Below are 22,939 nucleotides of genomic sequence, written 5' to 3' on the forward strand. Positions count from 1 at the left end.
CGCCAATGCTGAACACAGAAGACATTCTCTGTAAAATGCTTTTCGCACAATTACAGTCCATAGGGTTTTTCACAGAAAGTAAATCCCAGCCGGTATTGGAGAATTTCTATGGCAGATGGTTCGAAGAAAGCCAATCAATTTTAGAACGGCATCAATTTCTCAAGCGAACGGAGAACGGATATGTTCCAACACGCTCAATAGGCACCATGAGCGAGCTGTGGAAAGAATGGAATGAACAAAAATCTGACCTGCTTCAAGACAATAATATGAAAGCCATGGTGACATTGGTGGAGACAGCACTTAAAGCCTTGCCGGAGATTCTGACCGGCAAGGCGTCAGCCACCGATATCCTGTTTCCGAATTCATCTATGGATTTAGTAGAAGGGGTCTATAAAAACAATCAAGTCGCAGACTATTTTAATGATGTGCTTGCAGATACGTTAACAGCCTATCTGCAAGAACGTCTGAAGCAAGAGCCTGAGGCGAAGATTCGAATATTAGAAATCGGAGCTGGGACCGGCGGGACAAGCGCGGCTGTTTTTCAAAAATTGAAAGCATGGCAGACACATATAAAAGAATATTGTTATACAGATCTGTCTAAAGCTTTTTTAATGCATGCAGAAAATAAGTATGGTCCTGACAATCCATATTTGACATATAAACGATTTAATGTCGAGGAGCCGGCGTCTGAACAGCATATTGATGCGGGAGGCTACGACGCGGTCATCGCGGCAAATGTGCTTCATGCCACAAAAAATATCCGGCAGACATTGCGAAATGCAAAAGCAGTTTTGAAAAAAAACGGGCTGCTCCTTTTAAATGAAATAAGTGATCATAATATATACTCGCATTTGACATTCGGCCTTTTGGAAGGCTGGTGGCTGTATGGGGACCCTGATCTTCGCATACCGGGCTGTCCGGGCCTGTATCCGGATACTTGGAAAACGGTGCTTGAGAGTGAAGGATTTCGCTATGTTTCCTTTATGGCTGAACAATCGCATCAGCTCGGCCAGCAGATCATTGCCGCTGAAAGTAACGGAGTCGTCCGTCAAAAGAAGAGAACGGGGGCAGAAGAAGATCCAAGCCATATACAAATGAATGTTGAAATCGATCATTCACAGGAAAGCGATTCTCTCATCGAACAAACGGCACAATTTGTGAAGCATACGCTGGCAAAATCAATCAAACTATCACCAGAACGTATTCACGAAGATACGACATTTGAGAAGTATGGAATTGATTCGATTTTGCAGGTGAATTTCATTCGTGAATTAGAAAAAGTGACGGGAGAGCTTCCAAAAACCATTTTATTTGAACATAACAACACAAAAGAACTCGTCGAATATTTAGTAAAGGGGCATGAAAATAAGCTCCGGACAGCATTGTTAAAGGAAAAAAAGAAGCCTGCAAAAAATGAAGCTCCTCTTCAAACAGAGCGTACAGATCCTAATAAGCCATTTACTTTTCATACACGCCGCTTTGTTACAGAGCAGGAAGTCACTGAAACTCAGCTAGCAAATACCGAACCATCAAAAAAAGAAAAGACAAGTAATTTGCAAGGAACACATTTTAATGATTCTAGTACAGAAGATATCGCAATAATCGGGGTGAGCGGGCGCTATCCGATGTCTAACAGTTTAGAAGAGCTTTGGGGGCATTTAATCGCCGGAGACAATTGTATTACAGAGGCACCGGAATCCAGATGGCGCACATCTTTATTGAAAACATTATCAAAAGATCCAAAAAAGCCGGCAAATAAGAAACGCTATGGCGGATTTTTACAAGATATAGAGGCATTTGACCATCAGCTTTTTGAGGTGGAGCAAAACCGGGTGATGGAAATGACACCTGAACTCCGTTTATGTTTAGAAACCGTCTGGGAAACGTTTGAGGACGGCGGCTATACGCGAACCCGGCTGGATAAATTGCGGGATGATGACGGAGTAGGTGTTTTTATAGGGAATATGTATAACCAGTATTTTTGGAATATCCCATCTTTAGAGCAGGCAGTCCTCAGCTCAAATGGGGGAGACTGGCACATTGCAAATCGCGTTTCCCACTTTTTTAACCTGACCGGACCGAGTATCGCTGTCAGCTCAGCATGCTCTAGTTCATTAAACGCCATACATCTTGCGTGTGAAAGCCTGAAATTGAAAAACTGCTCAATGGCGATTGCTGGGGGTGTCAATTTAACACTCGATCTCTCTAAATATGATTCTTTGGAGCGTGCCAATCTGCTGGGAAGCGGCAATCAAAGCAAAAGTTTTGGCACAGGAAACGGGCTTATTCCCGGGGAAGGCATCGGAGCTGTCCTGTTAAAACCACTTTCGAAGGCGATGGAAGATCAGGATCATATTTACGCTGTGATCAAAAGCAGTTTTGCCAACCATAGCGGCGGAAGACAGATGTATACAGCTCCGGACCCGAAGCAGCAAGCAAAGTTAATTGTCAAGTCGATTCAGCGGTCGGGCATTGATCCAGAGACTATCGGCTATATTGAATCGGCGGCAAATGGTTCGGCGCTGGGCGATCCTATTGAAGTAATTGCCTTAACAAACGCGTTTCAACAATATACAAACAAGAAACAGTTTTGTGCGATAGGCTCTGTCAAATCCAATCTGGGGCATTTAGAGGCGGCTTCCGGTATTTCTCAGCTGACAAAAGTGCTGCTGCAGATGAAGAAAGGGACGCTGGTGCCGACAATTAACGCGCTGCCTGTCAATCCAAATATTAAGCTGGAGCACACGGCTTTCTATCTTCAGGAACAAACAGAGCCATGGCATCGCTTGAATGATCCTGAAACTGGAAAACAATTGCCTCGCAGAAGCATGATCAATTCCTTCGGAGCGGGGGGAGCCTATGCCAATCTTATTATAGAAGAATATATGGAGACGGCCCCTGAGAAAGAACATATCGCTCTCCGCCAGCAGGAATTCACTGCCGTTTTTTCAGCCAAAACAAAATGGAGCCTGCTTAGCTATCTAGAAAATATGCAATTGTTTTTAGAGAAGGAAGCTTCTCTAGATATTGAACCCGTTGTACAGGCTTTACACAGGAGAAACCATAATTTAGAGCATAGGGCTGCATTTACAGTGACATCAACTCAAGAGCTGATCGAAAAACTAAAGATATTCAACACATCAAGAGAAAGCTCACTCCAGCAAGGCATCTATACATCATTCGATTTACAGCCATGTCCGGAATCAGCATCTAAGGATAGAGAAATAAACGCAGCAGAGCAATGGGCACGAGGGGCATCGATTACTTTTAAAGAAGCTGATATAGGGAACCGATCAGGCTGGATTCATCTGCCTCACTATGCATTTGACCATAATACATCATTTCATTTCGATGTATCGTCTATCAATGAGAAATCGTCAGATGTTGAAGACAATATCAATCAGCCGGTCATTCAAGATCAATTCACTTATGATGAGCCTTACGTTCAAGGACACGTCTTCAACAATGAACGGGTGCTTGTCGGTGCCACATATGGCAGTCTGGCCATTGAAGCATTTTTTAACCTGTTCCCTGAGGAAAACAGCGGCCGTATCAGCAAATTAAGTTATATCAGTCCAATTGTCATCAAACAAGGCGAGACCATTGAACTTCAGGCAAAGCCGCTGCAAAAAGATCAAGTCATAGAACTGCAAATCATGTATCGCGAGCCGTCCTCTGGTTTGTGGAAGCCTGCCGCAATCGGACAATGCGGAATCGGTTCTTTTGAGCCGAAAAAAGTCAATATCGAGAACGTTAAGCATTCATTAACTAAGCTTCATCACATCGATCAGATGTATAAAACCGGAAACGGTCCTGAATGGGGAGAGTTATTTAAGACAATTACTCATCTCTACAGAGATCACAAGTCTATACTGGCAAAAATTCGCCTGCCCCAAAGCGGGCTGGCAAACGGGCACCATTACACTGTAAGCCCATTGATGACAAACAGCGCGTACTTGGCTATCCTCAGTTTCTTAGAGCAGTTTGACATGACAGGCGGCTTCCTGCCGTTTGGAATCAATGATATCCAGTTTACAAAGCAAACGATAAAAGGGGATTGCTGGCTTTTGATTACATTGGTTAAGAATACAGGTGACATGCTGCTGTTTGATGTAGATGTGATCAATGAGTCGTCAGAAACAGTGCTGCACTACTCGGGCTACTCGCTTAAACAGCTTCGTATTTCGAATCAAAGAGGAAATCAAAATAAGGCCATCAAAGCCAGCAATCTGAAAGATCGTATCAGAAGCTATGTAACAGATAAACTGGCAGTAAACATGGCCGATCCGTCAAAATTGTCTCTTGCAAAAGCGCATATCATGGATTTTGGAATCGATTCTTCTCAATTGGTTGCACTGACAAGGGAGATGGAAGCAGAGACAAAGATCGAATTAAATCCGACTCTGTTTTTTGAGTATCCGACTATTCAAGAGCTAATCGACTTTTTTGCGGACAAACATGAAGCATCATTTGCTCAGCTGTTTGGTGAAGCTCATCAGCAGGAAGAACGCCCAGCTCAAATCGAAAACCAAATGAAACAGATTCCGGCATACGAGACGAACACGGATAAAACAATCGAACACGCGGCAGACGGCATAGCCATTATCGGCATGTCGGGACAGTTTCCGAAAGCAAACAGCGTAACGGAATTTTGGGATAACCTTATCCAAGGAAAGAACTGTGTCTCTGAAGTGCCGAAAGAACGCTGGGACTGGCGCAAATATGCCGCAGCCGATAAGGAAGGGCAATCAAGCCTTCAATGGGGCGGTTTTATAGAAGGAATAGGTGAGTTTGATCCCCTGTTTTTTGGCATATCGCCTAAAGAAGCGGCGAATATGGACCCACAGGAGTTTCTGCTCTTGATACATGCATGGAAGGCGATGGAAGATGCAGGCTTAACAGGGCAGGTTTTATCCAGCCGCCCGACAGGAGTATTTGTCGCAGCCGGCAATACGGATACAGCTGTGGTTCCTTCCCTAATTCCAAACCGTATATCCTATGCACTTGATGTAAAAGGGCCAAGTGAATATTATGAAGCTGCCTGTTCCTCAGCTCTAGTGGCTTTGCACAGAGCTATACAATCCATTCGAAACGGCGAATGTGAGCAAGCCATTGTCGGGGCTGTGAATTTGCTGCTTTCACCAAAAGGCTTTATTGGCTTCGATTCAATGGGCTATTTGAGTGAGAAAGGACAGGCCAAATCCTTTCAAGCAGATGCAAATGGCTTTGTCAGAAGTGAAGGAGCAGGAGTTCTCATCATTAAACCATTGCAAAAAGCCATTGAAGATTCTGATTATATTTATTCGGTTATTAAAGGTTCAGGTGTATCGCATGGCGGCAGGGGAATGTCACTTCACGCGCCAAATCCGGCCGGCATGAAGGATGCAATGCTGAAGGCTTATCAAGGAGCGCAAATTGATCCCAAAACGGTGACCTATATAGAAGCGCATGGGATCGCCTCTCCATTGGCAGACGCGATAGAAATAGAGGCGTTAAAGTCAGGCTGCAGTCAGCTCGAATTGGAACTTCCACAGGAAGTACGGGAGGAAGCGCCATGTTATATCAGCAGCTTAAAGCCGAGCATCGGACACGGTGAACTCGTCTCAGGCATGGCTGCTCTTATGAAGGTCAGCATGGCGATGAAGCATCAAACAATACCAGGCATATCCGGATTTTCGTCTTTGAATGACCAGGTGTCATTAAAGGGCACCCGTTTCCGAGTGACTGCCGAGAATCAGCAATGGAGGGATTTAAGTGACGATGCAGGCAAAAAAATTCCGCGCAGAGCGAGTATCAACAGCTATAGCTTTGGAGGCGTAAATGCGCACGTCATTTTAGAAGAATATATTCCTTTACCAAAACCACCGGTTAGTATGAGTGAGAATGGTGCCCACATTGTAGTTCTTTCTGCAAAGAATCAAGACAGGCTAAAAGCAATTGTTCAACAGCAGCTTGACTATCTGAATAAACAACAAGAACTGTCATTACAAGATTATGCTTATACACTCCAAACCGGCCGAGAGGAAATGGAAGACCGCCTGGCGCTCGTCGTCCGCAGTAAAGAAGAACTGGTAATCGGCTTGCAAGCCTGCTTAGCTGCGGAAAAAGGCGATAAGCCGAAGAGTTCTGTACCTGTCTTTAGCGGAAATGCAGAAAATGGCTCGTCAGATCTCGAAGCCTTGCTGGATGGTCCATTAAGAGAAATGGTGATCGAGACTTTGTTGTCTGAAAACAACCTTGAAAAGATCGCGTTTTGCTGGACAAAAGGGGTGCAAATCCCATGGGAGAAGCTTTATCAAGGAAAAGGTGCCCGCAGAATACCGTTGCCAACCTATCCATTTGAAAAGAGAAGCTGCTGGAACGGCTTTCAAGCAGTAGAGAATACGCCTTCTGTTTCACAGGATGAGCGTATCAACAACAGCAGCGATCATCACATATTAGCAAATGTACTAGGGATGGTTCCGGGTGAACTGCAGCCTCATAAGCCATTGCAGCAGTATGGATTTGATTCAATTTCTTGCATACAGTTATTACAGCAATTGCAATCAAAGGTGGACCCTCTCATTGCCTTAACGGAGCTTCAAGCATGCCATACTGTTCAGGACATGATGGACTTGATCGCAAAGAAAAAGGAGGATACATCCTTACAAAATGATCAAGCTCGCACGTTTCCGGAATTAATACCGTTAAATGACGGCAAGCGGGGGCGCCCTGTCTTTTGGTTCCATGGCGGAGTAGGAGGAGTTGAAATCTATCAGCAATTTGCACAAAAGAGCCAGCGCCCTTTTTACGGCATTCAAGCCAGAGGATTCATGACTGATTATGCTCCTTTGCACGGAATTGAACAAATGGCTTCCTATTATATAGAGATCATTCGATCCATACAGCCTGAAGGTCCTTATGATGTAGGCGGATATTCCTTAGGCGGGATGATTGCATATGAAGTCACACGCCAGCTGCAAAGCCAAGGCCTTGCTGTCAAAAGCATGGTGATGATTGACTCCCCATATCGTTCTGAGACAAAAGAGAATGAGGCATCTATGAAAACGTCAATGCTGCAAACAATTAATACGATGCTGGCATCGATTGCGAAACGGGAAAAGCTTACGGATGTTCTCATCAGCCGTGAAGAGGTGGACATAAGCTTAGAGGATGAAGAATTCCTGTCTGAGTTGATTGACTTGGCAAAAGAACGAGGGCTAAACAAACCAGATAAGCAAATACGTGCGCAGGCTCAGCAAATGATGAAAACACAGCGCGCCTATGATTTGGAGTCGTACACTGTTAAGCCTCTCCCTGATCCTGAGACGGTAAAATGTTATTATTTCCGCAACAAAAGCAGGTCTTTCTTTGGTGATTTAGACACTTATTTCACTTTATCAAATGAAAAAGAACCGTTTGATCAAGCTGCCTATTGGGAGGAATGGGAGCGGCAAATTCCTCATTTCCACCTGGTGGATGTCGATTCAAGCAACCACTTCATGATATTAACCGAACCGAAAGCGTCAACAGCCATGTTAGAATTTTGCGAAAAGCTCTATTCAAACAGGGGAGTAGTGAATGCGAATTTCCTTAAGGCTTTCCGGAAGAAACATGAAGCGAGGGAAGAAAAAGAAACAGATGAATTGGTGAAGCGCTGAGAAAACACAAACGCCCCCTCTTTTAAAAGGGGGCGTTTTGAATGTTATTTTGAAAGTGAAACAGGGAGACTTTCTAATCCTCTTAAAAAGACATTTTTTCTCCATTGAATGTCATCAGGTGCAACCGCAAGTTGAATATCAGGAAATCTCTTCAAAAGTGCGTTAAATGCAATGTGGCCTTCCAGCCTGGCAAGAGGCGCTCCTAAGCAGAAATGAATGCCAAAACCGAAAGAAATATGTCTGTTAGGCGACCGGTTTATATTTAATATTTCGGGGTTCTCGAAAAAATTCGGGTCGCGATTGGCAGATACGATGCCTATAAAAATCATGTCTCCTCTTTTGATCGAATGCCCCTTATATGTAAAGTCTTCGATGGCCCACCGATTTGCCATCATAACGACAGGTGAGGTGTATCGCAGCAATTCTTCAACCGCTGTAGCGATCATTTCAGGATACTGCTTGAGCTTCTCACATTCCTTCTTGTGCTGCAGCAATGCGAGTGTGCCTGAGCCGAGTAAGTTAACAGTCGTCTCAAGGCCGGCTACAACGAGCAAGAACAGCATCGAATAGAGCTCTTTTTCGCTTAACTTGCTGCCGTTTTCCTCAGCATGCACAAGTTTGCTGATTAAATCGTCTTTTGGCTTTATTCTTCTGTCATGGATCAGCTTAGCGATATAATCTTTAAATTCACGAAGGGCCTGATTTGTCAGCTCTCTATTACCTTCAGAGGTATCAACCATCGCATTGGTCCAGATTTGAAACTGTGACCGATCTTCTTTTGGGATTCCCATCAATTCAGATATAACAATAAAAGGCAAAGGGGAAGCGAAGGATTTCATGATATCCGCTTTATTTTCTTTTTCCATTTCATCTAAAAGCTGTTCAGCAATTTGTTCAATGCTGCCGCGCAGATTTTCAATGGTTCGGGGAGTAAATGCTTGATGAACAAGTGATCTCAGGCGGGTATGGTCAGGTGTGTCTTTTGCCAGCATATGATCGGATACAAAATCGATATCTTCACTAACGTTGAGCATTTTGATTTGTTCTTGGTTCATCACATTTTTTACGTCTCTTGTAATTCGATTGTCTTTTAAAAAGGCCATACAATCATCGTATCGGGTAATTAACCAGGCCGGATATGTGGCTCCGAACCGTTTTAATTCAAATCGGTGAATGGGCTCTTCCTCTCTAAATCGTCCTAAAACTGAAAAAGGATTGTGATGAAACTCTTTACCATGCGGATGAAACATCAATTTTTCCATTTGCATTCTCCTCGCCTAATAGGGTAAATAGATGAATCAAATTGCTGAATTAGTTTACAAAAAACAGAATGATTTGAAATGTAATCCTGTCTCTAAAACTATATATCTATCTTAGGCGTCATTCAATAGGGAGAAGAACGAAAAAAGTGAAAAAACGGCTCGATATAAAGCAGCGCCTTTGAACGAAAGCTCAAAGGCGCTACGCTGTATTATTTTGATGAAAGTGGCTGTCAGCTGTGCTGGATATCAATTGTATATACTGCACGATCTGTTACGACCTTCAATCCTTCGTTTTCTTGGTGAATATGAATTTCACCTAATAAAGGAATCTCATAGGCATTTTGCGGAAGCGGTACGTTTCCGTCCTCAGTGAATGTTGTTCCTTCGCCTTCTAAAACAAGCTCTTCTTTCGCAACATAATCATCAGGATGATTCGTACTGCGTATAGCCACTTTTTGAAGGTGGAGAACAATCTGATCCAAGTCTGATATCTCTTCATCATGGGTCAATTCACCTTTTCTAATATCAAGCGTCTGGCCGACTTTTGATTCCAGCCATTGAGAAAGCTGTGTATTCGTGTGTGCCATCAATATTCCTCCTTTTGATCTACACGATACTATTCCCAATTGCTGCATCTTTTACACGGAAAAGAGCCGCCTCACTCTTTATGTATGAAACAATTCCCTGTTGAGAGCCTTGATATAGCGTACGGCAGAACGCTGGACCGCTTCGCCGGCATTTTCTTTGACAACTTTAGAAAAAGCATTGTAAAGCCGGTTGAATTGAAGCGGTTTTACTTTGGCTGCTATTTCTTCTACTTTGAAGGCGGGAAGGGGAATGAGGTTTGGGTAGCTGTACATAAAGCTGACCCAGTTTCGGTCCGCCGCAACCGTAATGATATCTCCGGTCAATAGACAGCCTTTCCCTTCATTTCCCTTGCTCCAATGCAAAACAGCACCGCCTTTAAAATGTCCGCCCAGTCGGTAAAGGTCCAGTCCCGGCTTCACGTTGAGCGTTTCCCCTGACCAGAAGTGAATGTGATTGCTTGGCCTTGTCACCCATTCTTTATCATCCTCATGGATATAGATCGGCGCCTGAAACGCTTCAGCCCACTCAACCTGAGTAGAGTAATAATGTGGATGAGACAAGGCGATGGCTTGAATACCGCCTAATTCGTTGATTTGGTCAATTGTCTTTTGGTCAAGATATGTCATGCAATCCCACAGCACATTGAAGCCTTTATGCTGGATAAGATGGGCTGTTTGTCCGATCGCAAACTCTGGTTCAGTTTTGATGCTGTAAAGATGCTCTTCTTCCTTTTGGAGGATGTTTTGAAGGTTTCCTTTCTCACGCATGTCTTCAAGGGTTGTCCAAGTTTGTCCATCGGGATGAATATACTGTCTTTCATCCTCGCAAATCAGACACGAGTTGGGCGGATCTACAGTATGTGCATGTTGCACACCGCATGTATTGCAGATATAATATGGCACTTTCTTCACTTCCCTCATCTATTTTCCATTATTTTACCTTATGATTATGAATATTCAAACACAAAACCGGCAGTTCTGCTGAGAGAGAATTGCCGGCTTTTTGGTGCTTTCTATTGGCCGGGGACGGAATTTTCTGCGTTGACAGCGCCCGCTCCGTAGATATTCGGATCTTCATCTTTCCATTTGTCCGTGCCGTTTTTCAAAAGCTCTTTTACTTCATCAGGGGTAAGATCCGGGTTTTGCTGAAGAATTAAAGCTGCGATTCCTGCGCAAATCGGTGTTGCCATCGAGGTTCCTGACATTGTAAAGTACTGAGACCCTACACGGCTTGACTTTTGGAGCTTATCAATATAAGAATTCGGAGAGCGAAGGGAAATAATATTAACACCCGGCGCTAAAATATCGGGCTTTTCTTTCCCATATACTGTCGGGCCGCGGCTTGAGAAGGAAGCGACAGTATCATCATCGCTGCTTGCAGTATTGTTATCGTCAAGCGCACCTACTGTAATCACCTTTTCGCTCACGCCCGGGCTTGCAATGGTCTGCGAATCAGGGCCTGAGTTTCCGGCAGCGACACAGACGACAATCCCTGCGCTCCACGCTTCTTCAACCGCTCTGACTAACGGATCTTCCTGTTCATGATCATATCTAAGGGCATCGCCCCCGAGCGACATACTAATAATATCAATCGGTTCATCGGGGTTGTCCTCATTGTATTGAATACACCACTCAACACCCTCTATAATATCTGCTAACGTTCCTGAACCCTGCTTGTTTAATACCTTTACGCCGATGAGATTGACTTCCGGTGCAGGTCCGCGGTATTGACCGGAAGAGGATGCACCGCTGCTTGCGACATCACCTGCACAGTGTGTGCCATGACCATTATCATCGTACGGCTCTGTTTTTTGATTGACCATGTCCGCGAATCCGATAATTCTTCCTTCTAGATCAGGATGCGGGTAGATTCCTGTATCGACAACAGCGACAGTAACACCTTTTCCTGTCAGGGTTTGCCCGTTTCTGACGACTTCCTTCGCATGGCTTGCTTCGGTTGCCGTGTCTAAAAGCGCTTTGACTTCGCGGTTTAAATACACTTTACGGATATTGCTGCATTCAGAGAGAAGGGAATGTAATGCTGAAGGAGTAACCTCGGCGCTGCAGCAGTTGATTTTGTTGAAGCGGCTTTTTAGCTTGCTGCGTTTTTCTTTTTGCAGCACCTCTCCAGCCATTTGAAGGCCGGTCTCGTGACAGCCTTCCTCAAATTCGATAATGACTGACATTTTTTTTCTGTTTTGCAATTTGGTTTCGAAAAATTTATGCAAGAAGCAAGGAGTCCATTTGAAGGGCTTGTAAAGCTGCAATACGGTTTCCCGTAACGGCCAATCTAGCTTGTGAGCATTTGCTCTCACCATTTGTACCATAGAGTACCCAAACATGTATTTTCCTCCTATTATAAGGTTCTCTGTATACTCTATGAACAGATGATAGGTTTGGTAAGTTTGTTTGTCCTCTGTAAGAGACAGACAAGAGTTTGTTTTTCTGAATCTTTCGCATTAGATACGATAGATTCAGAAGTTGAGGAAATCATTGGGGATTGAAAAAGAACGTTTGTTCGTACTATAATGTGGTCATATCAAACTGGGAAGGGGAGAGCAACCGTATGAATTTCTACTTGCACCGATCTTTGGAAAGCCAAATGCCAATCAGCATTATATATATGAAGAAAGACGGAACGATTAGTAAAAGAACGATTATTGTGAGACAGAAAAGCAAAACGAAAATCAAAGCATTTTGTTTTTCGAAACAACAGATCAGAACATTTTTATTGGACTCTATCCTCTCCTGTGATTTTGTGAGAACAAATAAGCAAAATCTCTATTCTGCAGGCCGGTAACAGCTGTCCGTCTCAGCAACCGGGCAGCCTGTTACTAAAACCCTCCTTAAACCTATATACATTTATTTGCCAAGTGAGGTTGTTCCTACCTTTTTTGTCTTTCCTCTCAACCTTTTTTCACTCTTATTTGAAATGAACCGCTAATAACCGTGACAATCAATTGATTTTTTGAAACCGGGAACTTTTTCACTGATGATATTGTGTATACAATGGTAAGATAAAACCTATTGGCTAAACCTCATATAATGAACCGCGCCATTCTTATGAAAGGAGTTAAACATGAGAAGATTTTTACTAAATGTCATATTAGTCTTAGCCATTGTCTTGTTCTTGAGATATGTTCATTACTCATTGGAACCAGAACCATCAAATCAGCCAGATACATATTCAAATTTCAGCAGCTTGGCAGAGAATGAGAGCCCAGCCGATTACGATATTTCATATAATGAGAAAAAAGGAAGCAAAGTCTTAATTATGTCTCCGCATGGCGGAAGAATTGAAGGCGGAGTAAGTGAGCTTGTGCGTTATTTCAATAATGAATACTCTACATACCTATTTGAAGGGTTGAAGTCCCATGATAACCAAACACTGCACATTACAAGCACCAACTTTGATGAGCCATTGGCAAAAAAGAAAATCAAGGAGCATCAATATGTGGTGGCTTTTCACGGATATAAAGGAGAGAACAAGAATACCCTTGTAGGGGGAACAGACCGAAAGCGGGCGAAAATGATTGTGAGAGCCCTTGAGCGGAGAGGGTTTTCCGCTGAGTTAGCGTCGTCTAAAAGCGGTCTTGCTGGATTGAATGCCGAAAACATTAATAACCAAGGGGAAACGGGGCTAAGTATCCAGCTGGAAATCAGCCGTGAGCAGAGAGAAGCATTTTTTGATGATTTTTATTATAAAAATAGAAAATACACAAAGAACAGTGAATTTTATGCTTATGTCAGTGCGATCAAAGGTGTCCTGGAAAAAGAGTATTCGTAACAAGCAGATCAGAAGACAAAATAAGAGAAGATCAGTAGACTGAAATAGGATAAAAAAGGAGGCAAAACAATGGCAGATCATCATTTTTATTTAAAAGCGAACTGGCCGGGTAACCGTAATGATGTCGGTACGATCGAAAGCGGAAACCTGATCACATCGATTTCCATTCCTAAAGAAATGGATGGTCCGGGAGAAGGGACCAACCCAGATGAAATGCTTCTCGGGGCGGCAGCGACCTGTTACATTATTACACTTGCAGCGATGATGGAGAGAAGCGGGCTGGAAAAAGAAGACTTACAGATGGAGTCAGAAGGCATTGTCAACGTTACAAAAGGAGTCTTTACATACAAAAAGATCATTCACCGTCCCTCTGTCGTGCTTAAACATGATGCTTCACAAGACGACGTCGCATTGGCGCACAAACTTTGTAAAAAAGCGGAGTCGTCATGCATGATTTCGCGTGCAATTCAAGGAAATGTCGAGCTGCAGCTTGAAGCCTCTGTGAAACTGGGTGGAGAATAAAGAAAACAGACGGTCACTCACAGGCCGTCTGTTTTTTATCTTCAGCGTGGGCTTTCGATTGATTTAGCACGACCACGCCTGCAATGACAAGCGTGAGACCGAATACACCTTTTAAACTGATGGTTTCGCCAAAAAGCAAAAACCCGACAATTGCTGTAAGCGCGGTACCAACGCCCGACCATGTTGCATACGCGCTTGATAAGTCAATTGTTTTTAAAGAAAAGCTTAGAAACGTAAAAGCAGAAAGAAATCCGACTATGACTCCGGCAATGGGCCAGGCTTGTGTAAATCCTTCTGAAAGCTTCAACATCGTGCTCCCAAACACTTCAGATACAATGGCGAGAGCCAAATAAAGCAATCCTCTCATCTTCATCACTCCTTTACGGCCAATTAAGTAACACGACCCCTGATAGTAATAAAAGAATCCCGATAAGCCCTTTGGCATTCAGATCTTCCTTGAACCATTTTACTCCGATCACTGTCGTCAGCACCGTGCCTGCCCCGCTCCAAGTCGCATAGGAGAGGCTCAGGGGAATATGGTTTAAAGTCAGGGACAGCATATAAAAGGCGAGGGAATAGCCAATAACGACCAAAGCACTTGGCTTCCACTTTTTGAAGCCATCAGATACTTTCAGCATGGCTGCTCCTATCGATTCCGAACATATGGCAATCGTGAGGAATATATATCCTATCAACATCATGAATTCTCCTCACTATATTTTTAGATTAGAAAAAAACTTCAGCTAGAAAAATATTAGTGTATGCCTATGTATGAGTCAAGAGATTCATTTTCACACACTTAAAAAGACCCCTTTTTAAGGGGCCTTTTGCGTTTAATAATAATAAGGGAACGGGGCATACGGATAATAGGGGTATCCGCCATAAAAATAAGGATTAAATAAAGCGCTTCCTATAAGCCCGCCTGCAAGGCCGCCGATAAACGGTCCTCCAAAAAATCCGAATGGCCGGCCAAACCCATAACCAAATCCGGGTCTTCCAAACCCGTAACCGAACCCGAACGGTCTTCCAAACCCAAATGGTCTCCCGAATCCGAACGGTCTTCCAAATATTCTTGTATCTTCAGGGCTGAAATGCTCTAACTCGTTCATGTTTTCTTTCCTCCTGTAATAAAGTGTAGATGATGCAGTGTATTCACCCTGCCCGGATTTGATTGGGCGAATCGAGAAAAAGGAGGATGTGAACACATTGGGCCTGTATCAGTCTGACTGGTCAAAAGCACCGCCCCACGCACATGCCTATCATGTCAAAACAACGAGAGAACAGGGCCATTATCATCTCATTGAAGGGTTTACTCAGCCGGCAAACGGATCAAATACCGATCAGCATACACATTACTATACAGGGATCACTTCATTTGAAAACGGCCATTTTCATCGGTATTACGGAATCTCAGGGCCGGCGATTCCCTTAGCAGATGGCACACATTATCATGAAATCGAAGAAACGACATATCTGGCCTATAACGAGCCGATTGAGATCCAGTACGGAGGGGTTGTGTACGATCCCGGAGATGATAGAAGAAAAACGCATCGTCATACCCTGAAAGGAAAGACAAGGGAAATTGTCGGCAATGAGCCGCTCGGCTGGTAGAAGGATGTTTACCGATGCAAAAAAAGGGCAAAATGGATAGGTGGTTGTCCATGTTGAATGCTATAATGGGGGGAGATTTATAAAAGAGAGTGATACATATTGAATAATACGAAGCAGCCCGTTGTCATTTTAGTCGGACCGACGGCAGTGGGGAAAACCAATTTAAGTATTCAGCTAGCCAAATCCTTAAACGCGGAAATTATCAGCGGAGATTCGATGCAGATTTATAAAGGGATGGATATTGGAACAGCTAAAATTACCGAACAGGAGATGGAGGGAGTGCCCCATCATCTGATTGACATTTTAGATCCCCAAGACTCTTTCTCTACTGCCGATTATCAAAGCTTAGTAAGAAATAAAATCAGCGAGATTGCAAATAGAGGAAAGCTTCCGATGATTGTCGGCGGTACAGGGCTTTATATACAATCTGTGCTTTACGATTATACATTTACGGAAGAGGCAAATGATCCCGTGTTTCGAGAGAGCATGCAAATGGCCGCTGAGCGGGAAGGCGCTGACTTTCTTCATGCCAAACTTGCTGCAGCAGATCCCGAGGCAGCAGCTGCGATTCATCCGAATAATACAAGAAGAGTCATTCGCGCACTGGAAATTTTACATACGTCCGGAAAAACGATGTCCCAGCATTTGAAGGAACAAAAACGAGAACTTCTGTACAATGCAGTGTTAATTGGCCTGACAATGGATAGAGACACGCTTTACGAAAGAATTAATCAGCGGGTCGATTTGATGATGGAGTCAGGCCTTCTTCCGGAAGTGAAACGTTTATACGACAAGAACGTGAGAGACTGTCAATCAATACAGGCGATAGGCTATAAAGAGCTGTATGCATATTTTGACGGTTTTGTGACACTTTCCGATGCTGTCGAACAGCTAAAGCAGAACTCGAGGCGGTATGCGAAACGCCAGCTGACGTGGTTTCGCAACAAAATGCAGGTCACATGGTTCGATATGACACCGCCTGTTGATATGGAGCTGAAAAAAAAGGAAATTTTCACACATATAGCAGGAAAACTCGAACTTTAATCGAAACTGTATGATATAGAGAATCAAGGAGGACGAAACATGAAACCGATTAATATTCAGGATCAGTTTTTGAATCAAATCCGGAAAGAAAATACGTATGTCACTGTTTTTTTGCTGAACGGCTTTCAGTTGCGGGGCCAGGTGAAAGGCTTTGATAACTTTACCGTATTGTTGGAATCGGAAGGTAAGCAGCAGCTTATATATAAACATGCGATCTCAACGTTTGCGCCGCAAAAAAACGTCCAGCTTGAACTCGAATAGATCAAAAAATGCCATGTCAAGACATGAGGAAAGGCTGCCGGGGGTTCCCGGCGGCCATTTTTAACATGAATCCACTTTTGCTCCAAGCTTTTTGTGTAAGCTGACCATGCCAAGGCACGGTCTTTTTTTATGAGAACAACATACGGAAGTAAAAATGGTATATTATGTATAAAATGAATTTGGGGGTGATCGACCTTGTTTGAAAGTGAAGCAGAACTGAGACGAATCAGGATTGCACTTGTATGGATAGCTGTCTTTTTACTGTTCGGGGCGTGCGGGAATCAAGATACCATTATTGAAACAGACAGCGGCAATTCAGACTATGAAACGCCTCAGCCCACCTCGTTTCCACTTGAACATAACCATTTTGGCGTGATGGAGGACGGCTATATCAAAATTTATGAGTATAATGAGTCCCGCAATGAGGTAAAGCTGAAGAAAGAATACGCGGATGATGAGCTTGAATAAAATTCACAAGCATTCGAATTTACAAAGCGGATGCCAGCCGCTAAACTAAATACAGACACAGATCAAACAGAGGGTGAAAACATGAAGCATAAAGTGATCGTGAATCATTGGGAAGAAATTTGCGAAGATGATTCTTGCTATGAATACGGAACAAGTATCATTGTGAACGGAAAAGAATTAATCAGAGAAGCGTCAATTATCACTGCTTTGAAGGCGGTTTTAGAAGAGATCGGCGCGGATGTTGAAATAGAAGAAACAGTAGAGAGCGAAAAATGCTGTGATAGCTTAAGAAAAAAAAATCTAGACTACTAAGCAGTTTTTTTTCATGTTATGATATACATCGGCTAAAAACGACACCCCGAGTAGGACGAGAGATGATTCTCGTTCTGCTCTCTTTTTTGGGCCCTAATGAGTCTGTCCATTTGCCTGATTTGATCAAAATATGAATTTTTCATAAAAACGAATCTATATATTGTGTTTTTGCTAGAGGGTAGTATACTATATATAGTGTTAGTGATGAGAGATTCATATTTTTTGATAGGTCGTGATAAAACGTGGTACAAATCATATTTGATTCGAAAACAGGGAATGTTCAGCGGTTTGTGAATAAAACAGGCTTTCAGCAGATACGCAAGGTGGACGAAATGGACCACGTGGACACTCCGTTTGTTTTGGTCACCTACACGACAAACTTCGGCCAGGTACCGGCATCAACACAATCATTTCTCGAAAAATACGCCCATCTCTTATTAGGAGTCGCTGCGAGCGGCAACAAAGTATGGGGCGATAACTTTGCAAAAAGCGCCGATACCATTTCAAGACAATATCAGGTGCCGATCTTGCACAAATTTGAACTCAGCGGCACATCTAAAGACGTTGAATTGTTTACTCAGGAGGTAGAAAGAGTTGTCACAAAATCAAGTGCCAAAATGGATCCAGTTAAATAACGAAATCATGATCCAAAAAGATGGAAAATTCCAGTTTGATAAGGATAAAGAGGCTGTACATAGCTATTTTGTAGATTATATCAATCAAAACACAGTCTTCTTTCACGATTTAAAAGAGAAGCTGGATTATTTGGTTGAAAACCAATACTACGAAGAGGAATTCTTAAGCCTTTATTCTTTTGAAGACATTAAAGAAGTGTTTAAGACAGCTTACGCTAAGAAGTTTCGTTTTCCTTCCTTCATGAGTGCGTTTAAATTCTATAATGACTATGCTTTGAAAACGAATGACAAGAAAAAAATCCTCGAGCGTTATGAGGACCGGATCTCAATTGTTGCGCTGTTCTTCGCTAACGGCGACACTGAGAAAGCAAAAGAATATGTAAACCTGATGATCAATCAAGAATATCAGCCGAGCACACCGACATTTCTGAACGCCGGCAGAAAACGCCGCGGTGAACTTGTGAGCTGCTTCTTGCTGGAAGTCAATGATTCCTTAAATGACATTTCAAGAGCGATCGATATCTCCATGCAGCTTTCTAAGCTTGGCGGCGGGGTTTCTCTTAACCTGTCCAAGCTTCGCGCGAAAGGTGAAGCCATTAAAGATGTTGAGAATGCGACAAAAGGCGTTGTAGGCGTCATGAAGCTTCTTGATAACGCGTTCCGTTACGCTGACCAAATGGGACAAAGACAAGGGTCCGGCGCGGCGTATTTAAACATTTTCCACCGCGATATCAATGATTTTCTTGATACGAAAAAGATTTCTGCGGATGAAGATGTACGTGTCAAAACGCTTTCGATCGGTGTTGTCATCCCGGATAAGTTCGTTGAGCTTGCACGCGAGGACAAAGCGGCTTATGTATTCTACCCGCACACGATTTATAAAGAGTACGGCCAGCACATGGATGAGATGGACATGAACGAAATGTACGACAAGTTTGTCGACAACCCTCGGGTGAAAAAGGAAAAAATCAACCCGCGGAAACTGCTTGAAAAATTAGCGATGCTTCGTTCTGAATCAGGCTATCCATACATCATGTTCCAAGATAACGTCAATAAAGTGCATGCGAATAACCATATTTCCAAGGTCAAATTTTCTAATCTTTGCTCTGAAGTGCTGCAGGCATCTCAAGTTTCTTCATACACAGACTATGATGAAGAAGATGAAATCGGTCTGGATATTTCCTGCAATCTGGGCTCGCTTAACATTCTCAATGTCATGGAGCATAAATCAATCGAAAAGACAGTCAAGCTTGCGACAGACTCTTTAACACACGTGTCTGAAACAACTGACATCCGTAATGCGCCTGCTGTGAGACGGGCAAACAAAGCGATGAAATCAATCGGCCTCGGTGCTATGAACCTTCACGGCTACCTTGCGCAAAACGGCATTGCGTATGAAAGTCCGGAAGCGCGTGATTTTGCAAACACGTTCTTTATGATGGTGAACTTCTACTCCATCCAGCGTTCTGCGGAAATCGCAAAAGAGAAGGGCGAAACGTTTGATCAATATGAAGGCTCAACCTATGCGACAGGTGAATACTTTGACAAATACGTTTCTACTGATTTCTCACCGAAATATGAAAAAATCGCCAACCTGTTTGAGGGTATGCATATCCCGACGACAGAGGACTGGAAAAAGCTAAAAGCATTTGTGGCTGAACACGGTATGTATCACAGCTACAGATTATGCATTGCGCCGACAGGCTCTATCTCATACGTTCAATCAAGTACGGCGTCTGTTATGCCGATTATGGAACGCATTGAAGAACGAACATACGGCAACTCAAAAACGTACTACCCAATGCCTGGGCTTGCATCTAATAACTGGTTCTTCTATAAAGAAGCCTACGATATGGACATGTTCAAGGTTGTGGATATGATCGCCACTATCCAGCAGCACATTGATCAGGGAATCAGCTTTACATTGTTCTTAAAAGACACAATGACGACCCGTGATTTAAACCGAATCGATCTGTATGCACATCATAGAGGAATTAAAACCATTTACTATGCAAGAACGAAAGATACTGGGCAAGACAGCTGCCTTTCTTGTGTTGTTTGATTAAAGGAGAGTTTATAGTGACAAAAATTTATGACGCAGCAAACTGGTCAAAGCATGAAGATGATTTTACCCAAATGTTCTATAACCAAAACGTGAAACAGTTCTGGCTTCCGGAAGAGATTGCTTTAAACGGCGATCTCCTCACATGGAAGTACCTCGGAAAAAATGAGCAGGATACTTATATGAAGGTACTGGCCGGACTTACGCTTCTTGATACAGAGCAGGGGAATACGGGGATGCCGATCGTGGCTGAACACGTAGACGGCCACCAGCGGAAAGCGGTGCTGAACTTTATGGCGATGATGGAGAACGCTGTCCATGCGAAGTCGTACTCTAATATTTTCATGACCCTTGCACCGACTGAAACGATCAATGAAGTATTTGAATGGGTTAAACAAAATAAATATTTGCAGAAAAAAGCGCAAATGATTGTCGGGCTTTACAAAGCCATTCAAAAAGATGATGAAATTTCACTGTTCAAAGCGATGGTTGCTTCCGTCTATCTGGAAAGCTTCCTTTTCTACAGCGGTTTCTATTATCCGTTATATTTCTACGGACAAGGAAAACTGATGCAAAGCGGTGAGATCATTAACCTGATCCTTCGTGACGAAGCGATTCACGGCGTGTATGTCGGTCTCCTTGCTCAGGAAATTTATAATAAACAGACAGAAGAGAAAAAAGCAGAGCTTCGTGAATTTGCGATTGACCTTCTGAATCAGTTATATGAAAATGAGCTTGAGTATACAGAGGACTTGTACGATCAAGTCGGGCTCTCACATGATGTAAAGAAATTCATCCGCTATAATGCGAATAAAGCGCTGATGAACCTTGGATTTGATCCATACTTCGAAGAGGAAGACATTAATCCGATCGTTTTAAACGGATTAAACACAAAAACAAAATCGCATGACTTCTTCTCTATGAAGGGGAATGGCTATAAAAAAGCGACAGTTGAGCCGCTCAAAGATGATGACTTTTATTTTGAAGATGAAAAAGAGCAGATATAATATCTGCTCTTTTCGGCTTGAAGGTTCAAATGAGGAGGACGCAGTACCCATGGGAAAAATGGACGAAATGATTTTAGTTGCCCCGCGCGATGATGTGTTTAAAAAAGAAAGCTTAACCTTCCAGGGCGTGTACAGTGAAGATAGCAGAGTAGCAGAAATCATGGCTCAGATTGAAGCGGCCTATCGTGAAATGAGAAGAGGGGACGCAGAAGAAGATCCGCGTTTCAAGCAGCCGATACCTTATGTCGTCATTAAGCGTGAAGATGAAGTTTTTCTTTACGAGCGGCTGGCTGGCGGCGGTGAATCACGTCTGCACAACAAGCTTTCTCTCGGTTTTGGCGGCCATATGAACGCCATCGAAGGGGCAGCTTCATTTGCTGAAGTCTTAAAGCTGAACACAGACCGTGAGCTTGAGGAAGAACTGCAAATAAATGAAGAAGATAAACAGGCGATTGTCACACTGGGATTGATCAATGATGATGAAAACAGTGTTGGCAAAGTGCATATCGGTATTCTTTCTGCGCTTCAATTAAAGCCTGGCGCACAAGTGGAAGTGAAGGAGAAAGAACAAATTGCGGGTAAATGGATGAAAGTTTCTGAATTAAAACAGGATGACATCTACAACCGTCTGGAAACATGGTCACAGTTTGTTGTTGATATTCTTGAATAAAAAAACCCGGTTTCTCGCGATGAGGAGCCGGGTTTTTTTATGAGACGCTCGTCCCCGTCTCGGCTATGATTCTAGGATCACAATAGCGTCAAAGCCGGCATTTTTCGCTCTGGCAGCGAGAGTGTCTGCATTGTCATTGGATGAAAATGCGCCAATCTGCACTTTGTAAAATCCGTCCTTTAAAAGGACAATCGAGTCAAAACCTTTGGCTTCGGCATTACTTGCGAGCGAGTCGGCATTCGCTTTGACTTTAAATGCGCCGATTTGAACCTTATATAACCCTGAGCTGGAAGTCTTTTTAAGGTTAAAGGCTTGCTCCAGCCCGTTTGCATGTCCTCTCGCTAAGCTTTGAATAAAACTGCTCGTTTTCAGCTTATTTGCATCGGAAACGGTATCAATGAAGCCGTTCTCGGTCAAGAGGGCAGGCATTGCCGACTCCCTTAGGACGTGGAAGTTCGCTGTTTTTTTGCCGCGATCGGCAAAGTCGACAGCTTGTATCACTTCAGAGTGAATTGCCGATTGATAAGTCGTCGTCGGGGCTCCTACATCTGGATAAATATAGCTTTCAAAACCTGTGCCTCCCCCGGAATTAACGTGAATGGACAAAAAGAAATCTGCTCCCCAGTTATTTGCGGCATTTGTCCGGTCGTTTAAGCTGACATATTGGTCGCTTGTCCGGCTCAGCAGCAGAGAAACGCCTTCATATTCATTAGTTAATATCGTACGTAAGGCTAAAGCGATTTGCAGGGTTAACGTTTTTTCCTGAAGGCCATTACCTGTTGCGCCTGGATCAGACCCGCCATGGCCAGGATCAATAAAAATTTTAACCATTTTTCATCACCTCATTACAGGATATGAAAAAACACGGCTTCTGCTTGTACGATTATCATTCAACTGAAAAATGAGGAAATAACCCTTTCACATCCAGAAATTATTTCTCGGGAAAGCGCACAATTCAACATGAAGCGACAACAGATACGGTCCGACATGAAATCTGTGCATACGCCATATGTTTGTATGTACTTTGAGTTCGGTTAACCTGCACTGATTCCTGTTGGTTTTAAGCTTTGC

General features: G+C 43.3%; 21 protein-coding genes. 13 read left to right on the forward strand and 8 right to left on the reverse strand.

Annotated elements, in window-relative coordinates; translation table 11 throughout:
- The first annotated feature begins 5 nt into the window (after positions 1 to 5).
- Entirely contained in the window at positions 6 to 7,640 is a 7,635-nt protein-coding gene (locus NSU05_RS09080; RefSeq protein WP_038429001.1) for a beta-ketoacyl synthase N-terminal-like domain-containing protein, read from the forward strand.
- A 44-nt stretch (positions 7,641 to 7,684) separates the two neighbouring features.
- On the opposite strand, the gene NSU05_RS09085 is transcribed toward NSU05_RS09080, so the two are convergent.
- The 4 genes from NSU05_RS09085 to aprX all read right to left on the reverse strand — a co-directional run bounded on the left by NSU05_RS09085 (position 7,685) and on the right by aprX (position 11,831).
- Positions 7,685 to 8,902 (reverse strand): cytochrome P450, encoded by a 1,218-nt coding sequence (locus tag NSU05_RS09085; protein WP_029726465.1) that lies wholly within the window; start codon positions 8,900 to 8,902, stop codon positions 7,685 to 7,687.
- A gap of 230 nt (positions 8,903 to 9,132) precedes the next feature.
- Complete coding sequence (locus NSU05_RS09090) at positions 9,133 to 9,489, reverse strand: hypothetical protein (protein WP_029726464.1); 357 nt, start codon at positions 9,487 to 9,489, stop codon at positions 9,133 to 9,135.
- A gap of 78 nt (positions 9,490 to 9,567) precedes the next feature.
- Entirely contained in the window at positions 9,568 to 10,392 is an 825-nt protein-coding gene (locus tag NSU05_RS09095; protein ID WP_029726463.1) for an MBL fold metallo-hydrolase, read from the reverse strand.
- A gap of 110 nt (positions 10,393 to 10,502) precedes the next feature.
- Positions 10,503 to 11,831: a serine protease AprX gene (aprX, locus tag NSU05_RS09100; RefSeq protein WP_029726462.1), complete on the reverse strand. Its 1,329-nt coding sequence runs from the start codon at positions 11,829 to 11,831 to the stop codon at positions 10,503 to 10,505.
- Between the two features lie 224 nt (positions 11,832 to 12,055).
- Here aprX and NSU05_RS09105 point away from each other — a divergent pair, with 224 nt between their 5' ends.
- From NSU05_RS09105 to NSU05_RS09115, 3 genes are all read left to right on the forward strand, one after another.
- Positions 12,056 to 12,289, forward strand: coding sequence for a hypothetical protein (locus tag NSU05_RS09105; protein WP_014476869.1), 234 nt, complete (start codon positions 12,056 to 12,058; stop codon positions 12,287 to 12,289).
- Between the two features lie 279 nt (positions 12,290 to 12,568).
- Positions 12,569 to 13,276, forward strand: coding sequence for a poly-gamma-glutamate hydrolase family protein (locus tag NSU05_RS09110; protein WP_003245758.1), 708 nt, complete (start codon positions 12,569 to 12,571; stop codon positions 13,274 to 13,276).
- A 69-nt stretch (positions 13,277 to 13,345) separates the two neighbouring features.
- Positions 13,346 to 13,798, forward strand: coding sequence for an OsmC family protein (locus NSU05_RS09115; protein ID WP_003245175.1), 453 nt, complete (start codon positions 13,346 to 13,348; stop codon positions 13,796 to 13,798).
- Positions 13,799 to 13,811: 13 nt separating this feature from the next.
- Here NSU05_RS09115 and ebrB read toward each other — a convergent pair whose 3' ends face one another.
- From ebrB to NSU05_RS09130, 3 genes are all read right to left on the reverse strand, one after another.
- Positions 13,812 to 14,165 carry a multidrug efflux SMR transporter subunit EbrB gene (gene ebrB, locus NSU05_RS09120; protein ID WP_003245163.1) on the reverse strand — a complete coding sequence of 118 codons (354 nt, stop codon included), beginning with the start codon at positions 14,163 to 14,165 and terminating at the stop codon, positions 13,812 to 13,814.
- A gap of 13 nt (positions 14,166 to 14,178) precedes the next feature.
- Positions 14,179 to 14,496, reverse strand: a complete 318-nt coding sequence (ebrA, locus tag NSU05_RS09125; RefSeq protein WP_009967307.1) for a multidrug efflux SMR transporter subunit EbrA — start codon at positions 14,494 to 14,496, stop codon at positions 14,179 to 14,181.
- 135 nt (positions 14,497 to 14,631) lie between these two features.
- Positions 14,632 to 14,907 (reverse strand): hypothetical protein, encoded by a 276-nt coding sequence (locus NSU05_RS09130; protein ID WP_029317825.1) that lies wholly within the window; start codon positions 14,905 to 14,907, stop codon positions 14,632 to 14,634.
- 88 nt (positions 14,908 to 14,995) lie between these two features.
- On the opposite strand from NSU05_RS09130, the gene NSU05_RS09135 reads away from it, so the two are divergent.
- The 9 genes from NSU05_RS09135 to NSU05_RS09175 all read left to right on the forward strand — a co-directional run bounded on the left by NSU05_RS09135 (position 14,996) and on the right by NSU05_RS09175 (position 21,868).
- Positions 14,996 to 15,409, forward strand: coding sequence for a YmaF family protein (locus NSU05_RS09135; protein ID WP_003231769.1), 414 nt, complete (start codon positions 14,996 to 14,998; stop codon positions 15,407 to 15,409).
- Positions 15,410 to 15,508: 99 nt separating this feature from the next.
- The gene (miaA, locus tag NSU05_RS09140) at positions 15,509 to 16,453 is read left to right on the forward strand and encodes a tRNA (adenosine(37)-N6)-dimethylallyltransferase MiaA (protein WP_038429003.1); all 945 of its coding nucleotides are present in this window, start codon (positions 15,509 to 15,511) and stop codon (positions 16,451 to 16,453) included.
- A gap of 39 nt (positions 16,454 to 16,492) precedes the next feature.
- Positions 16,493 to 16,714 (forward strand): RNA chaperone Hfq, encoded by a 222-nt coding sequence (hfq, locus tag NSU05_RS09145; protein ID WP_003221097.1) that lies wholly within the window; start codon positions 16,493 to 16,495, stop codon positions 16,712 to 16,714.
- A 195-nt stretch (positions 16,715 to 16,909) separates the two neighbouring features.
- A complete protein-coding gene (locus tag NSU05_RS09150) occupies positions 16,910 to 17,182 on the forward strand; it encodes a YmzC family protein (RefSeq protein ID WP_014479841.1) in 273 nt (90 codons plus the stop codon).
- 81 nt (positions 17,183 to 17,263) lie between these two features.
- The gene (locus NSU05_RS09155; protein WP_003245262.1) at positions 17,264 to 17,494 is read left to right on the forward strand and encodes a hypothetical protein; all 231 of its coding nucleotides are present in this window, start codon (positions 17,264 to 17,266) and stop codon (positions 17,492 to 17,494) included.
- A gap of 242 nt (positions 17,495 to 17,736) precedes the next feature.
- A complete protein-coding gene (gene nrdI / locus NSU05_RS09160) occupies positions 17,737 to 18,129 on the forward strand; it encodes a class Ib ribonucleoside-diphosphate reductase assembly flavoprotein NrdI (RefSeq protein ID WP_003231758.1) in 393 nt (130 codons plus the stop codon).
- A complete protein-coding gene (gene nrdE, locus NSU05_RS09165) occupies positions 18,089 to 20,191 on the forward strand; it encodes a class 1b ribonucleoside-diphosphate reductase subunit alpha (protein WP_014479842.1) in 2,103 nt (700 codons plus the stop codon). Before nrdI ends, nrdE begins: the two co-directional genes overlap by 41 nt.
- Positions 20,192 to 20,208: 17 nt before the next feature.
- On the forward strand, positions 20,209 to 21,198 hold the full coding sequence (nrdF, locus tag NSU05_RS09170; RefSeq protein WP_003231754.1) for a class 1b ribonucleoside-diphosphate reductase subunit beta: 990 nt from the start codon (positions 20,209 to 20,211) through the stop codon (positions 21,196 to 21,198).
- A gap of 49 nt (positions 21,199 to 21,247) precedes the next feature.
- Positions 21,248 to 21,868: a hypothetical protein gene (locus NSU05_RS09175; protein ID WP_003245105.1), complete on the forward strand. Its 621-nt coding sequence runs from the start codon at positions 21,248 to 21,250 to the stop codon at positions 21,866 to 21,868.
- A gap of 63 nt (positions 21,869 to 21,931) precedes the next feature.
- Here NSU05_RS09175 and cwlC read toward each other — a convergent pair whose 3' ends face one another.
- Positions 21,932 to 22,699, reverse strand: coding sequence for a sporulation-specific N-acetylmuramoyl-L-alanine amidase (cwlC, locus tag NSU05_RS09180; protein WP_038429004.1), 768 nt, complete (start codon positions 22,697 to 22,699; stop codon positions 21,932 to 21,934).
- Positions 22,700 to 22,939 lie beyond the last annotated feature (240 nt).

The organism is Bacillus sp. EU52, from assembly GCF_037964975.1.
In the GTDB taxonomy this organism is placed as follows: Bacteria; Bacillota; Bacilli; order Bacillales; family Bacillaceae; genus Bacillus; species Bacillus subtilis.